Annotated in this window: 14 protein-coding genes; 8 read left to right on the top strand and 6 right to left on the bottom strand. The window is 71.9% G+C overall.

Annotated elements, in window-relative coordinates; genetic code table 11:
- A partial coding sequence (locus ABZ910_RS16750) for a catalase-related domain-containing protein (protein WP_361364814.1) occupies positions 1–483 on the top strand: 483 nt, incomplete at its 5' end.
- 106 nt (positions 484–589) lie between these two features.
- Here the strand turns inward: ABZ910_RS16750 and ABZ910_RS16745 are convergent.
- On the bottom strand, positions 590–982 hold the full coding sequence (locus ABZ910_RS16745) for a CBS domain-containing protein (protein WP_361364811.1): 393 nt from the start codon (positions 980–982) through the stop codon (positions 590–592).
- 182 nt (positions 983–1,164) lie between these two features.
- The gene (gene hisN / locus ABZ910_RS16740) at positions 1,165–1,962 is read right to left on the bottom strand and encodes a histidinol-phosphatase (RefSeq protein WP_361364808.1); all 798 of its coding nucleotides are present in this window, start codon (positions 1,960–1,962) and stop codon (positions 1,165–1,167) included.
- Between the two features lie 205 nt (positions 1,963–2,167).
- Between hisN and ABZ910_RS16735 the strand changes: the two genes are divergently transcribed.
- Positions 2,168–2,806, top strand: a complete 639-nt coding sequence (locus ABZ910_RS16735; RefSeq protein WP_361364806.1) for a TetR/AcrR family transcriptional regulator — start codon at positions 2,168–2,170, stop codon at positions 2,804–2,806.
- On the opposite strand, the gene ABZ910_RS16730 is transcribed toward ABZ910_RS16735, so the two are convergent.
- The 4 genes from ABZ910_RS16730 to ABZ910_RS16715 all read right to left on the bottom strand — a co-directional run bounded on the left by ABZ910_RS16730 (position 2,803) and on the right by ABZ910_RS16715 (position 6,443).
- Complete coding sequence (locus ABZ910_RS16730) at positions 2,803–3,126, bottom strand: multidrug efflux SMR transporter (protein ID WP_361364803.1); 324 nt, start codon at positions 3,124–3,126, stop codon at positions 2,803–2,805. The genes ABZ910_RS16735 and ABZ910_RS16730 overlap by 4 nt on opposite strands.
- A 127-nt stretch (positions 3,127–3,253) precedes the next feature.
- Positions 3,254–4,264 (bottom strand): ribosome small subunit-dependent GTPase A, encoded by a 1,011-nt coding sequence (gene rsgA, locus ABZ910_RS16725; protein ID WP_361364800.1) that lies wholly within the window; start codon positions 4,262–4,264, stop codon positions 3,254–3,256.
- Positions 4,265–4,280: 16 nt separating this feature from the next.
- Positions 4,281–5,597: a 3-phosphoshikimate 1-carboxyvinyltransferase gene (aroA, locus tag ABZ910_RS16720; protein WP_361364797.1), complete on the bottom strand. Its 1,317-nt coding sequence runs from the start codon at positions 5,595–5,597 to the stop codon at positions 4,281–4,283.
- A gap of 123 nt (positions 5,598–5,720) precedes the next feature.
- Positions 5,721–6,443: a M50 family metallopeptidase gene (locus ABZ910_RS16715; RefSeq protein ID WP_361364795.1), complete on the bottom strand. Its 723-nt coding sequence runs from the start codon at positions 6,441–6,443 to the stop codon at positions 5,721–5,723.
- A 50-nt stretch (positions 6,444–6,493) separates the two neighbouring features.
- Here ABZ910_RS16715 and ABZ910_RS16710 point away from each other — a divergent pair, with 50 nt between their 5' ends.
- The 6 genes from ABZ910_RS16710 to ABZ910_RS16685 all read left to right on the top strand — a co-directional run bounded on the left by ABZ910_RS16710 (position 6,494) and on the right by ABZ910_RS16685 (position 12,107).
- On the top strand, positions 6,494–7,309 hold the full coding sequence (locus tag ABZ910_RS16710; protein ID WP_361364792.1) for an SOS response-associated peptidase: 816 nt from the start codon (positions 6,494–6,496) through the stop codon (positions 7,307–7,309).
- Between the two features lies 1 nt (position 7,310).
- Positions 7,311–7,937, top strand: coding sequence for an alpha/beta family hydrolase (locus ABZ910_RS16705; RefSeq protein WP_361364789.1), 627 nt, complete (start codon positions 7,311–7,313; stop codon positions 7,935–7,937).
- 268 nt (positions 7,938–8,205) lie between these two features.
- Positions 8,206–8,889 (top strand): RNA polymerase sigma factor SigR, encoded by a 684-nt coding sequence (sigR, locus tag ABZ910_RS16700; protein WP_361364786.1) that lies wholly within the window; start codon positions 8,206–8,208, stop codon positions 8,887–8,889.
- Positions 8,886–9,188 carry a mycothiol system anti-sigma-R factor gene (gene rsrA, locus ABZ910_RS16695; protein ID WP_361364783.1) on the top strand — a complete coding sequence of 101 codons (303 nt, stop codon included), beginning with the start codon at positions 8,886–8,888 and terminating at the stop codon, positions 9,186–9,188. Before sigR ends, rsrA begins: the two co-directional genes overlap by 4 nt.
- 157 nt (positions 9,189–9,345) lie before the next feature.
- Complete coding sequence (locus ABZ910_RS16690; RefSeq protein ID WP_361364780.1) at positions 9,346–10,767, top strand: HD domain-containing phosphohydrolase; 1,422 nt, start codon at positions 9,346–9,348, stop codon at positions 10,765–10,767.
- Positions 10,764–12,107 carry an HD domain-containing protein gene (locus tag ABZ910_RS16685; protein WP_361364777.1) on the top strand — a complete coding sequence of 448 codons (1,344 nt, stop codon included), beginning with the start codon at positions 10,764–10,766 and terminating at the stop codon, positions 12,105–12,107. Before ABZ910_RS16690 ends, ABZ910_RS16685 begins: the two co-directional genes overlap by 4 nt.
- Positions 12,108–12,166: the final 59 nt, after the last annotated feature.

Below are 12,166 nucleotides of genomic sequence, written 5' to 3'. Positions count from 1 at the left end.
TCGCCGGACAAGATGCTCCAGGGACGGCTCTTCGCCTACGGCGACGCCCACCGCTACCGCGTCGGCATCAACGCCGACCACCTGCCCGTCAACCGGCCGCACGCCACCGAGGCGCGCACCAACTCCCGCGACGGGTACCTGTACGACGGCCGTGACGGCGGGGCGAAGAACTACGAGCCCAACAGCTTCGGCGGCCCGCAGCAGACCGGCCGTCCGCTGTGGGAGCCGTACGACGGCTTCAGCGGCGGAACCGGCAACCACCCGGCCCCGGTGCACGCCGAGGACGACGACTTCGTCCAGGCCGGCGACCTCTACCGGCTGATGTCCGAGGACGAGAAGGAACGTCTCATCGACAACCTGGCGGGCTTCATCGCCAAGGTCTCGCGCGACGACATCGCCGAGCGCGCGATCGACAACTTCCGCCAAGCGGACAGTGACTTCGGCAAGCGACTGGAGGCCGCGGTCCAGGCCCTGCGCGGCTGACCAGAAGGCTTGTCGAACCGGTGAGGGCCGGGTCCGTGCCAGGACCCGGCCCTCACCGGCCTGTTCAGGGTCGGTGCATGGCTGTTCCGGTGGGGAACGGGGGTGTTCAGGCCGGGACTTGCTGGCGGGCCGGGGCCCAGCAGCGGATGATGTCGCGGACGGAGACGATGCCGGCCGGCTCGCCGCTGTCCAGGACGATCAGGTGGCGGAAGCCGCCGTGTGCCATGGCACGGGCCGCCTCGTCCAGAGTCCACGTCGGGGCGGCGAACACGACGTCGTTGGTGGTGTGGGCATGGGTGCGCTCCGTGTCCGGATTCTGGCCGAGGGCCACGGAGTTGAGGATGTCGCGTTCGGTGAGGATGCCGATGCCGCCGGCGTCCGGGTCGAGGACGACGGCGGCGCCGACGCGGCGGGCCGACATCAGGGCGGCTGCTTGCCGGAGGGTGTGTGCGGGGCCGATGGTGAGGATGACTGTGCTCATGGCGTCACGAACGAGCATGGAAGGGAGCCACCTCCTACGAATCCATGAGTACGTTCATGGATTCACAAGTTCACATGTGGGGGTGTCCTCAGGGTGGCAGGTAAAGCAGAGGTCAACAAGGGGGCGTGCGCAGCCTGTTGAGGGCGTGAGCAGCTTTCCCGTGCGGCTCCGTAGCGCCTTTGTGCTCCCTCGGTCACGCGTCAGCGCTGGTTGAGGTATCCCAGCAACTCGTCGTGGAGCAGGCCGTTCGAGGCGGCCGCGTTGCCGCTGTGCGGGCCCGGGCGGCCGTCGAGGCCGGTGAAGGTGCCGCCGGCCTCGGTGACGACGATCGCGTTGGCGGCCATGTCCCACAGGGACAGCTCGGGCTCGGCGCACATGTCGACCGACCCCTCGGCGACCATCATGTACGGCCAGAAGTCGCCGTACGCGCGCGTGCGCCACACCTCGCGGGTCAGGTCGAGGAAACCGTCCAGCCGCCCCTGGTCCTCCCAGCCGGAGAGCGAGGAGTACGCGAAGGAGGCGTCCGGCAGGGTGGAGACGCCGGAGACGTGGATGCGGCTCGCGGAGGTCAGGCTGCGTCCCGTGAAGGCGCCGTGGCCCTTGGCCGCCCACCAGCGGCGGCCGAGAGCGGGGGCGGAGACGAGGCCGACGACGGGCTGATAGCCGCCCTCGCCCGCCTCCATCAGGGAGATGAGGGTGGCCCAGACGGGGACGCCCCGTACGTAGTTCTTCGTCCCGTCGATCGGGTCGATCACCCAGCGGCGGGGGCCGGTGCCCTCGATGCCGTACTCCTCGCCGAGCACGGCGTCCCGGGGGCGGGCGCGCTGGAGTTGGCCGCGGATGAGCTCCTCGGCGGCCTTGTCCGCTTCACTCACCGGGGTCATGTCCGGCTTGGTCTCGACCTTGAGGTCGAGGGCCTTGAAGCGGGACATCGTCGCGGCGTCGGCGGCGTCCGCGAGGACGTGGGTCAGGCGCAGGTCGTCGAGGTAGTCGGGCATATAAGGAACCGTATCCGGGCGGGACGGGACGGGGCTACACAGGGGCCGCGTACGGTCGGCGGGCGTGGTGTCGGTGTCGTGCAGTTCGTGTGCCGACGGCATCCTCGCGGCGGCCGAAAGTCACCCCCCGGGACGCACACGCACCCTTGACAGTGGTTTCGCGCGCGTCAAACCTGGGCGCAGTGCCGCTCGCCCCAGGGAGGCGATGATGCCTGCTGCCCGGGAATCCCTTCTGGACGCCGCCTACACGGCGCTCACGCGCCGGCCCTGGCCGGCCGTGCGGATGGTGGACGTGGCCGCGGCGGCCGGGGTGTCCCGGCAGACCCTGTACAACGAGTTCGGCAGCAAGCAGGGCCTCGCGCGGGCGCTGGTGCGCAGGGAGGCCGACGCGTATCTGGCCGGGGTCGAGCGGGCGCTCGGCGGCTGCAGCGACCCGCGCGACCGGCTCGCCGCCACCGCCGAGTGGACGGCCTCCGCCGCCCGCGAGAGCGCGCTCGTGCGGGCCATGCTCACCGGCTGCTGGAGCGAGCGCCTGCCCGCGCCGACGCTGTCCGCCGTGCCGTCCTCCTCCGTTCTGCCCGCACAGCGACGGGCCGACGGCCCGTTACCGTCGCCCCGCGACTTCGTGCAGATCGTGCGGGACCGTGCTGTGGCGGTCCTCTCCGGGCCCGGCGCCGTGCAGGCCGACAGCGCCGAACTCACCCGGTCCTGCGAACTGGTCGTACGGATCGCGCTGTCCTGCGTGACCGCTCCACCCGGGCCGGGTGGAGCGGCCGGCCTGATCCGCGATGTGCTCCGGCACGAGGTCGTTCTCCGGCAGGAAGTCCGTACGGAATCGACCTAGTGCGCCGAGCCCGACAGTTGGAGGCCGATCACGCCGGCGATGACCATGCTGATCGAGATGATCTTCAGCGTCGACACCAGGTCGCCGAGGAAGATCATGCCGTAGATCGCGGTGCCCGCCGCGCCGATGCCGGTCCACACCGCGTAGGCGGGGCCCACGTCCAGCCGCTTCAGGGCGAGGGTGAGCAGGCCGAAGCTGCCGAGGGCGAAGGCGGCGAAGGCGATCGTGGGCCACAGGCGCGTGAAGCCGTGGGACAGCTTCAGGCACACGGCGAAACCGGTCTCGAGCAACCCGGCCACGATGACCAGCAGCCACGCCATGTGCTGTCCTCCCGTACGTCCGGCTCGCTGCGATTATGCACGCGCCCGGTATGCACTTGCCGGACTAGCGTCGACGCAAACCCCGTGGTCGGCGCAGACCTCGTGGCCGGCGCGAACCCCGTGAAGGTCAGTCGCCTTCCTTGCGCTCGCGGGTGGCCAGCAGCCGGCGCAGGGAGTACAGCCGCGCGGGGTCGGCGTGGCCCTCGGCCACCCACGAGTCCAGCGCGCAGTCCGGCTCGTCGTGACTGCACGCGCGCGGGCAGCCCTCCGTACCCGGTTCCAGGTCGGGGAAGGCGTGGATGACGCGGGACGGGTCGATGTGCGCGAGGCCGAAGGACCGTACGCCCGGGGTGTCGATGACCCAGCCGTCGTCGTCGCTGAGCGGCAGCGCCAGCGCGGACGTCGTGGTGTGGCGGCCGCGGCCCGTCACCGCGTTGACACGGCCGGTCGTACGGCGGCGGTCCTCCGGGACCAGCGCGTTCACGAGGGTCGTCTTGCCGACGCCGGAGTGGCCCACGAAGGCGGTGACCCGGCCGTCCAGATGCTCGCGCACCCGGCCCGCCGCGTTGCCGTTCTCCAGTTCCTCGCGGCTGGTGACGACGTACGGGATGTCCAGGTCGCCGTACAGCTCCAGGAGCTTGTCGGGCGGGGCCAGGTCCGACTTGGTCATGACCAAAAGGGGCTCCAGTCCGCCGTCGTAGGCGGCGACCAGGCAGCGGTCGATGAGGCGGGGGCGCGGCTCCGGGTCGGCGAGGGCCGTGACGATGGCGAGCTGGTCGGCGTTGGCGACGACCACGCGCTCGTACGGGTCGTCGTCGTCCGCCGTGCGACGCAGCAGCGACGAGCGCTCCTCGATGCGGACGATCCGCGCGAGGGTGTCCTTCGCGCCGGACAGATCGCCGACCAGGGCGACCCGGTCGCCCACGACCGCGGCCTTGCGGCCCAGCTCGCGGGCCTTCATCGCCGTCACGATGCGGTCGTCGACGAGGCACGTCAGCCGGCCCCGGTCGACGGTGAGGACCAGGCCCTCGGCGGCGTCCTCGTGCTTGGGGCGGATGTTCGTCCGCGGCCGGTTGCCCTTGCGGTTCGGGCGCGTGCGGATGTCGTCCTCGTCGGTGTGCTTGCCGTAGCGGCGCATGATCCCAGTCCGCCCGTCAGTTCCCGAGCATCCCGGTCCACAGATCGGGGAAGTCCGGCAGGGTCTTCGCCGTCGTCGCCACGTTCTCGATCTGCACACCCTTGACCGCGAGGCCGATGATCGCGCCGGCCGTCGCCATGCGGTGGTCCTCGTACGTGTGGAAGACGCCGCCGTGCAGCTTGCGCGGGCGGATGTGCAGGCCGTCGGCGGTCTCGGTCACGTCGCCGCCGAGTTCGTTGATCTCCTTGGTGAGCGCGGCCAGCCGGTCCGTCTCGTGCAGCCGCAGATGGGCCACGCCCCGCAGGGTGGAGGGGGAGTCCGCGAGGGCGGCGACCGCGGCGATGCCCGGGGTCAGCTCGCCGACGTCGCTCAGGTCGACGTCGATGCCGTGGACGGCGCCGGAACCGGTGAACTCCAGGCCGTACTCGGTCAGCGCGCAGGAACCGCCCATCTCGGTGAAGATCTCGCGCAGCCGGTCACCCGGCTGGGTCGTCCGCGACGGCCAGTCCGGGATCAGCACCTTGCCGCCCGTGACCAGGGCCGCGGCCAGGAACGGCTGGGCGTTCGACAGGTCCGGCTCGACGGTCAGGTCCCGGCCGAGCAGGGCGCCCGGCGTGACCCGCCAGACGTTCGGCTCGCCGCCCGACTCCGGGGTGTCCACCTGGGCGCCGACCGCACGCAGCATGTCGACGGTCATGCGGATGTGCGGCATCGAGGGCAGCGAGGCGCCGGTGTGACGGACCTCCACGCCCTGGTTGAAGCGCGGGCCGGACAGCAGCAGCGCCGACACGAACTGCGACGAGGACGAGGCGTCGATCGACACCGGGCCGCCCTCCAGCGCACCACCGCCGTGCACGGTCAGCGGCAGGGCGCCCCGGCCGTCGTCGTCGATCCGGGCGCCGAGCACGCGCAGGGCGTCGATCACGCCGTTCAGGGGGCGCTCGTACGACCGCGGGTCCCCGTCGAAGCGGACGGGACCGTCGGCCAGCGCGGCGACGGGCGGCAGGAAGCGCATCACGGTGCCCGCGTTGCCGACGTCGACCGTGGCCGGGCCGTGCACACCGTTCGGGAGCACGCGCCAGGCCTCGCCGGTGCCGTCGGGGCCCACCCCCTCCTCGATGCCGACGCCCATGGCGCGCAGGGCGCCGGCCATCAGCAGGGTGTCGCGGGAGCGCAGCGGGCGGCGCAGCCAGCCGGGCTCGGAGGCGAGCGAGGCGAGGACGAGGGCGCGGTTGGTGACCGACTTGGACCCGGGCACGTGGACCGTCGCGTCGACGGCTCCGCTCGCGTGCGGGGCGGGCCAGAGGGCGGTGTGTGCGGGGTTAACGGTCATGCGCCCCACTTTAGTAGCTGTGAAGGGGCGGAGATCTTGATCAAAAGTGGCGAAACCTGAACGAAACCTGGACGTGGAAACGTGCCACGCATATATGCCCCGCGTCCGGGAGCCGTATGCGGTTCAGCTCGCGAGCAGCCAGCGGCCGCCGCCTATCAGCGAGCACAGCGACACCGCGTGGAACAGGAACAACCACATTCCGGCCGGGACGTGCGTGAGCCGGGACAGTTGGTCGGCGTCCGAGTCCCCCGCCCCACCCCGTGACCGCTTGGCCTGGAGTTCGAAGGCCGGGCGCACCCCGCCGATCAGCAGGAACCACACCACCGTGTAGGCGAACGCCGCCTGCACCTGGGACGCGGCCGTCCAGGACACCAGCACGAAGAGCCCGCCCGCCAGGATCACGGTCAGCGCCCCGTACGCGTTGCGGATCATCACCAGCATCGCCACCAGCAGGGCCGTGGCCAGCCACAGCAGCAGCGTGATGTGTCCGTCGGACAGCAGGGCGGCCCCGCCCAGGCCGAGGAGCGGGGGAGCGGTGTAGCCGGCGGCCGCCGTGAGGATCATGCCGATGCCGTGCGGCTTGCCCCGGCTGACGGTGAGGCCGCTGGTGTCCGAGTGCAGGCGGATGCCGGTGAGGGTGCGGCCGGTGAGCAGGGCGACCAGGCCGTGGCCGCCCTCGTGGGCGATGGTGACGGCGTTGCGCGAGACGCGCCAGACACCCGGCGCGACGACCGCGGCGAGGGCGGCGACGAGGGTGGCGAGCACCACCCAGAGGTCGGGGTCACGCTGGGTGCCCACGAGACGGTCCCAGAGGTCCGGCAGCGCGGTGGCGGCGGTGCTGTCCATGTTGTGTGGTGGCTCCCTGGAGTGGCTTCGAGTCTGGCAGTGTGGCACGTATGTGCGGACGGTATGCAGCGAGCCGGAGGCCCGAGGATCTCGCGGGGATCTTCGGGGTGGAGAAGTGGGAGCCAGAGGAGACCCTGGCGCCCGACTACAACGTGGCTCCGACCAAGGAGGTCTACGCCGTCCTCGACCGTCCCTTGAAAGACGTCGACGACCCGCGTCCGGTTCGTCAGCTGCGCAGACTCAAGTGGGGACTGGTCCCCTCCTGGTCCAAGTCGCCCGAGGGCGGCGCCCGGATGATCAACGCGCGCGCGGAGACGGTCACCGAGAAGCCCTCGTTCCGTCGGGCCTTCGCCGCCCGCCGCTGCATCGTCCCCGCCGACGGCTACTACGAGTGGGTCACCGGCAAGCAGGAGCGCGACCTGGAGACAGAGGGCAAGAAGAAGCGTCCGCGCAAGCAGCCGTACTTCGTGCTGCCCGCCGACGGATCGGTCTTCGCGATGGCGGGCCTGTACGAGTTCTGGCGGGACCGCACGCTCCCCGACGACCATCCGCGAGCCTGGTGGGTGACGTGCTCGGTGATCACCACGGAGGCCGAGACGACCCCGCTGGCCGTGTCCCCGGCCGAGGGCCCGCACTCCCTCGCCGAGATCCACCCCCGGATGCCGCTGATGCTCACGCCGGACCGCTGGGACGCGTGGCTGGACCCGTCCCGGACGGAGACCGAGGACCTGCTGTCCCTGCTGACCCCGCCGCCCGCCGGTCTGATGCGCGCCTACCCCGTCCCCACGGCCGTCAGCAACGTCCGCAACAACGGACCGGAGCTGCTGAAGGAGCTGGAGGGGCCGGAGGAGGGCACACTCTTCTGACGTGATCGAAATTGTCGAGACAGACGCCGGGACCGCACGCATCACCTGGCACCGGGCGAAGAACGCACGGCTGGTGCTGGCCGCGAGCCATGGGGCCGGCGGTGGCATCGAGGCGCGGGACCTCCAGGCGCTGGCCCAGGCGCTCCCGGAGCACGGTGTGACCGTCGCCCTCGTCGAGCAGCCCTGGCGGGTCGCGGGCAAGAAGGTCGCCCCGGCGCCGAAGACTCTGGACGCCGGCTGGCGCGGCATCTGGCCCGCACTGGCCGGGATGGAGCTGCCGGTGATCTCCGGCGGCCGCAGCGCCGGCGCACGCGTGGCCTGCCGTAGGGCCACCGAGCTCGGGGCGCACGCCGTCCTCGCGCTCAGCTTCCCGCTGCACCCGCCGGGCAAGCCCGAGAAGTCCCGCGCCGACGAGCTGCTCGGGGCCAGGGTGCCCACGCTCGTCGTCCAGGGCGGGAACGACCCGTTCGGGAAGCCGGCGGAATTTCCGGAGGGGCCGTACGAGCTGGTCGAGGTGCCGTACGGCGATCACGGGTTCGCGGTGCCCAAGCGGGCGGAGATCACACAGGACGAGGCGCTGCGGATCGTCACCGACGGGGTTCTTCGCTGGACCGCGTCGCTCCCGTGACGGCGGGGAATGCCGCGCGACGGTCGGCTGTTGAGCCGGACAGAAGCGGTGCCGAACCCCCAGCACCGACGTCGTTGCAGTCGTAGGAGAGGAAGTCCGCCGCATGGGTTCGACCATCTGCCCGAGCCGTCGCAGCAGTGCTGACCTGGACTGGACGGTGCTGCACGCGGCCAAGACCGCTCCTATTCGAGCGGCGGCGGGTGCGGGTCGTGTTCTATCCTCCGATTCGAGTGGGATCGGCACCGGTCCTGCCCGGGATCTTGAGGAGGTGGGTCCGGTCACAGGGACCGACGCAGGGACCGACAACGGCCAGGCGGAGCAGCCCGAGGGCCGGGGCACGAGCATGGAGTCGTCCGCCGAGCGCAACGCGCGCTTCGAGCGGGACGCGCTCGAATTCCTCGACCAGATGTATTCGGCTGCCCTGCGCATGACGCGCAACCCGGCCGATGCCGAGGACCTGGTGCAGGAGACGTACGCCAAGGCGTACGCGTCCTTCCACCAGTTCCGCGAGGGCACGAACCTCAAGGCGTGGCTGTACCGGATCCTCACCAACACCTTCATCAACTCGTACCGCAAGAAGCAGCGCGAACCCCAGCGCAGCGCGGCCGAGGAGATCGAGGACTGGCAGCTGGCGCGCGCCGAGTCGCACATGTCGACCGGTCTGCGCTCGGCGGAGTCGCAGGCGCTCGACCACCTGCCCGACTCGGACGTCAAGGAAGCACTGCAGGCGATCCCCGAGGAATTCCGCATCGCCGTCTATCTCGCGGACGTAGAGGGCTTTGCCTACAAGGAGATCGCGGACATCATGGGGACCCCCATCGGTACGGTGATGTCCCGGCTGCACCGGGGCCGACGCCAACTGCGCGGCATGCTCGAGGATTACGCCCGTGACCGCGGTCTGGTCCCGGCCGGCGCCGGAGAGTCGAACGAAGCGAAAGGCTCGGGCTCATGAGCTGCGGAGAGCCGCACGAGACGGACTGCAGTGAGGTCCTCGACCACCTGTATGAGTTCCTTGACAGCGAGATGCCGGATGTCGACCGCGACAAGTTCCAGCACCACTTCGAGGAATGCTCTCCGTGCCTGGAGAAGTACGGCCTGGAGCAGGCCGTGAAGAAGCTCGTCAAGCGGTGCTGCGGCCATGACGACGTGCCGAGCGACCTGCGGGCCAAGGTCATGGGGCGGATCGATCTGATCCGTTCCGGGCAGGTCGTTCCCGAGCACGATGTGACCGCCAGCCCGCAGGAGTCCTGACCCCGGTTTCCCACTGGATTCCGACCGGGTTCAGAACCGGTTCTGACCCAGGGGTCATCACTCGAACGTGCTAATCCGCGGGTCATGGCCCCACGGACCCCCCGATCTCCGTCCTAGGCTCCGGAGCCTGCACAGGCATGGTCGGGGGAGGGGTGTCATGGAGGCGGTTCCGGCACGAGCGCGTGTGTACGTGACCTGCGTCGCCTCCCTCGCCCTGCTCTGTCTGCTGCCGCTGCCGTCGTCCCACGCCCCCTGGTGGGTGGTCGCGCTGCTCGCCGGGTTGTACGCCGTCTTCGAGCCGATCGTCCGCCGCCGCTTCGCCGGCACCTTCCACCCCGTTCTGCTCGCCGGGGCGTTCCTGCTGCCCCCGCCCGCCGCCGCCCTCGTACCGCTGCCCGGTGCCCTGCTCTCCGGCGCCGGACAGCCGACGCCGCTGCGGCGGATCTGGCGCGCCGCCCAGTCGTCGCTCGCCGTGTGGAGTGCGTCACGGGTGCACTGGGCGCTGGGCGGGCGGGACGCGGTCGTGGGGTCCGACTTCCCGTACGCGCTCGTGCCCGCCGGGGCCGCCGTCCTGGCGTTCTGCCTGGTGCTGGCCGTGCTCGACGGGGGAATCCTGGCCCTCGGGGTGGGGGTCGCGCCGTTGGGACGGCGGGGGAGCGGTCCGCTGCGGCGGGCCTGGCGCGGGCTGCTGTCGCGGTCATTGGCGCCCACCGCGGTGCACGGACTGGCCGGGCTGATGATGGCCGTGCTGTGGCGCAGCCCGTACGGCCCCGTCGCCGCGTCGCTCGTCCTGCTGCCGATGTGCGTGTCCGGGTGGGTGTTCGCGCAGTACCACCGGGAGCGTGCGGCCCACCAGGCGACGATCCGCGCGCTGGTGCAGGCCGTCGACATCAAGGACGGCTACACCCGCGGACACAGCGAACGCGTCGGACAGGCCTCCGTGATGATCGCGCGCGAGCTCGGCCTGGACGACGAACGGGTCGAGGTGCTGCGGTTCGCCGGAATCCTGCACGACGTGGGCAAGCTGGGCGTGCCGACGCGGCTGCTGCGCAAGGACGGCCCGCTGACACCCGAGGAGCGCCGGGTGATCGAACTGCACCCCGAGTACGGGCACGAGATGGTGCGGGGCATCTCCTTCCTCGGTGAGGCACGGGCGGCGATCCTGCACCACCACGAGCGGCTGGACGGCAGCGGCTACCCGTACGGGCTGATCGGCGGCCAGATCCCCGAGTGCGCCCGGGTGGTCGCCGTGGCCGACGCCTTCGACGCGATGACCTCCACGCGTTCCTATCGCAGGGCGCGCCCCGTTCCGGTGGCACTGGAGGAGCTGAAGCGGTGCGCGGGAACGCAGTTCGACCCCAGGATGGTCACCGCGCTGACCCGGGCCCTGGGACGACCGGGCCGTCCCCGCGCGGCCGAGGCCGGATGCCGGGCCGAGGGCGACCGCGGCTGGCACCCCGCCGTGACGGCGGACGAGGCGCGGCCGAGCGTGCCCCTCTCCGGCTGCTCCTCCGAGCCCCCTGCCGCCGGCGCCTCCGAGCCCGGGCCCCTCCCCAGCCGCCGCGGCACGCCCCGATGACCGCGCTCCGGCAGGTCCGCCTCGTCCGCTCCTGCCGCATCGCCCCCCTCGTCCACGCCTGCGCCGCGCTCGTCGCCGTCGTCTCCGTCACCGTCACGCTCTGGGCCGGTCTCGACGCACCCGGTGTCGCCCTCGCCTTCGGGGCACTCACGGCCGTCGGCGAGCTGGTCCTCCCCGGGCCCCTCGGCTCCGGCCGGGCCGGGGCGGCCCCCGGGCCCTGCGCCCACGTCAGGGAGACCGCTCCCCTCGGCGCCGCCGGGGCACTGTCGTACGCCCTGCTCGGTCGGGACGCCGGGCGGCCCGCCGTCTTCCAGGCCGTCGACTCCGCCCACACAGCGGGCACCTTCGTCGCCGCCGCGCAGGTCGTCACCGTCGTGCTCGTCGCCTCCCTGCTCGGCAGCGTGCCGCACGTCTGGCGCGGGCGGACCGCCACGGCCGACCACCTGGCGTGCCGCGTCCTCACCGTCGGCTTCGCCGCCGTCTGCTTCCAACCCCTGTACGGCAACGGCCTGTTCGGGACCTCGGGCGGCCCCGCCTACGCCCTGCTGCTGGTCGCCCTCCTCGTGCTCACCGCCCTCTGCGACGCCGTACTGTCCGCCGCGCTGGCGCACTCCCGCACCGGGTGGCCGTTCGGCCCGCTGCTGCGCGACGAGCTGCGCGGGCTGCTCGGGATCGGGTCCGCGGTGTGTGCGACGGGTGCGGTGATGGCGCTCGCGGTCGCCGCCGTCGGACTGTGGGCGCTGCCCCTGTTCTGCCTCCCGCTGCTGCTCACCCAGCTGGCGCTGCGCCGGTACGCCGCCGTACGCGCCACCTACCGGCAGACCATCGCCTCGCTCGCGCGGGCGACCGAGATAGCGGGATACACCCCGGCCGGGCACGCCCGCCGTGTCGCCGCGCTCAGCGAGGCCGTCGGCCGGGACCTGGGGCTGTCCGGGCCCGAGCTGACCGTCCTGGAGTACGCGGCCCTGATGCACGACATCGGTCAGCTGAGCCTGGTCGACCCGATACCGTCCGGGGCCACCGGCGCGCTGCCCGCGGCGGAACAGCGGCGCATAGCGCTGCTCGGCGGGGCCGTCGTACGGCAGACCGGGGTCGACGCCGCGGTCGCCGTCGTCGTGGAGCGGCAGGCCGACCCCTACCGGGAGCAGCCGGTCGCCGCCCGGATCGTACGAGCGGTGAACGCGTACGAGGAGAAGGCGCGGGACGCCGGGGCGGGTGGACCGCTCAGAGCGCTGGAGGAACTGCGGCTCGGGACGGCTGGGGAGTACGCCCCCGAGGTCGTCGAGGCGCTGGCGCGGGTGCTGTACCGGGACCGTCTGACGCTGCCCATGGCTGGGTAACCCATGGGTAATGAGCGCCTCTCCCGGCGTACGTGGTTGGATGCGAGGGAGAGGGTGTC

The organism is Streptomyces sp. NPDC046805 (assembly GCF_040645355.1).
GTDB lineage: Bacteria > Actinomycetota > Actinomycetes > Streptomycetales > Streptomycetaceae > Streptomyces.
The sequence above is the reverse complement of the archived record's forward strand: the minus strand, read 5'-3'. Positions and strand labels throughout refer to the sequence as shown.

Coding starts and splice junctions, on each gene's coding strand:
- ABZ910_RS16745 (WP_361364811.1), bottom strand. CDS start 982: ATGCTCGTTCGTGACGCCATGAGCACAGTCATCCTCACCATCGGCCCC.
- hisN (WP_361364808.1), bottom strand. CDS start 1,962: ATGCCCGACTACCTCGACGACCTGCGCCTGACCCACGTCCTCGCGGAC.
- ABZ910_RS16735 (WP_361364806.1), top strand. CDS start 2,168: ATGATGCCTGCTGCCCGGGAATCCCTTCTGGACGCCGCCTACACGGCG.
- ABZ910_RS16730 (WP_361364803.1), bottom strand. CDS start 3,126: ATGGCGTGGCTGCTGGTCATCGTGGCCGGGTTGCTCGAGACCGGTTTC.
- rsgA (WP_361364800.1), bottom strand. CDS start 4,264: ATGCGCCGCTACGGCAAGCACACCGACGAGGACGACATCCGCACGCGC.
- aroA (WP_361364797.1), bottom strand. CDS start 5,597: ATGACCGTTAACCCCGCACACACCGCCCTCTGGCCCGCCCCGCACGCG.
- ABZ910_RS16715 (WP_361364795.1), bottom strand. CDS start 6,443: ATGGACAGCACCGCCGCCACCGCGCTGCCGGACCTCTGGGACCGTCTC.
- ABZ910_RS16710 (WP_361364792.1), top strand. CDS start 6,494: ATGTGCGGACGGTATGCAGCGAGCCGGAGGCCCGAGGATCTCGCGGGG.
- rsrA (WP_361364783.1), top strand. CDS start 8,886: ATGAGCTGCGGAGAGCCGCACGAGACGGACTGCAGTGAGGTCCTCGAC.
- ABZ910_RS16690 (WP_361364780.1), top strand. CDS start 9,346: ATGGAGGCGGTTCCGGCACGAGCGCGTGTGTACGTGACCTGCGTCGCC.
- ABZ910_RS16685 (WP_361364777.1), top strand. CDS start 10,764: ATGACCGCGCTCCGGCAGGTCCGCCTCGTCCGCTCCTGCCGCATCGCC.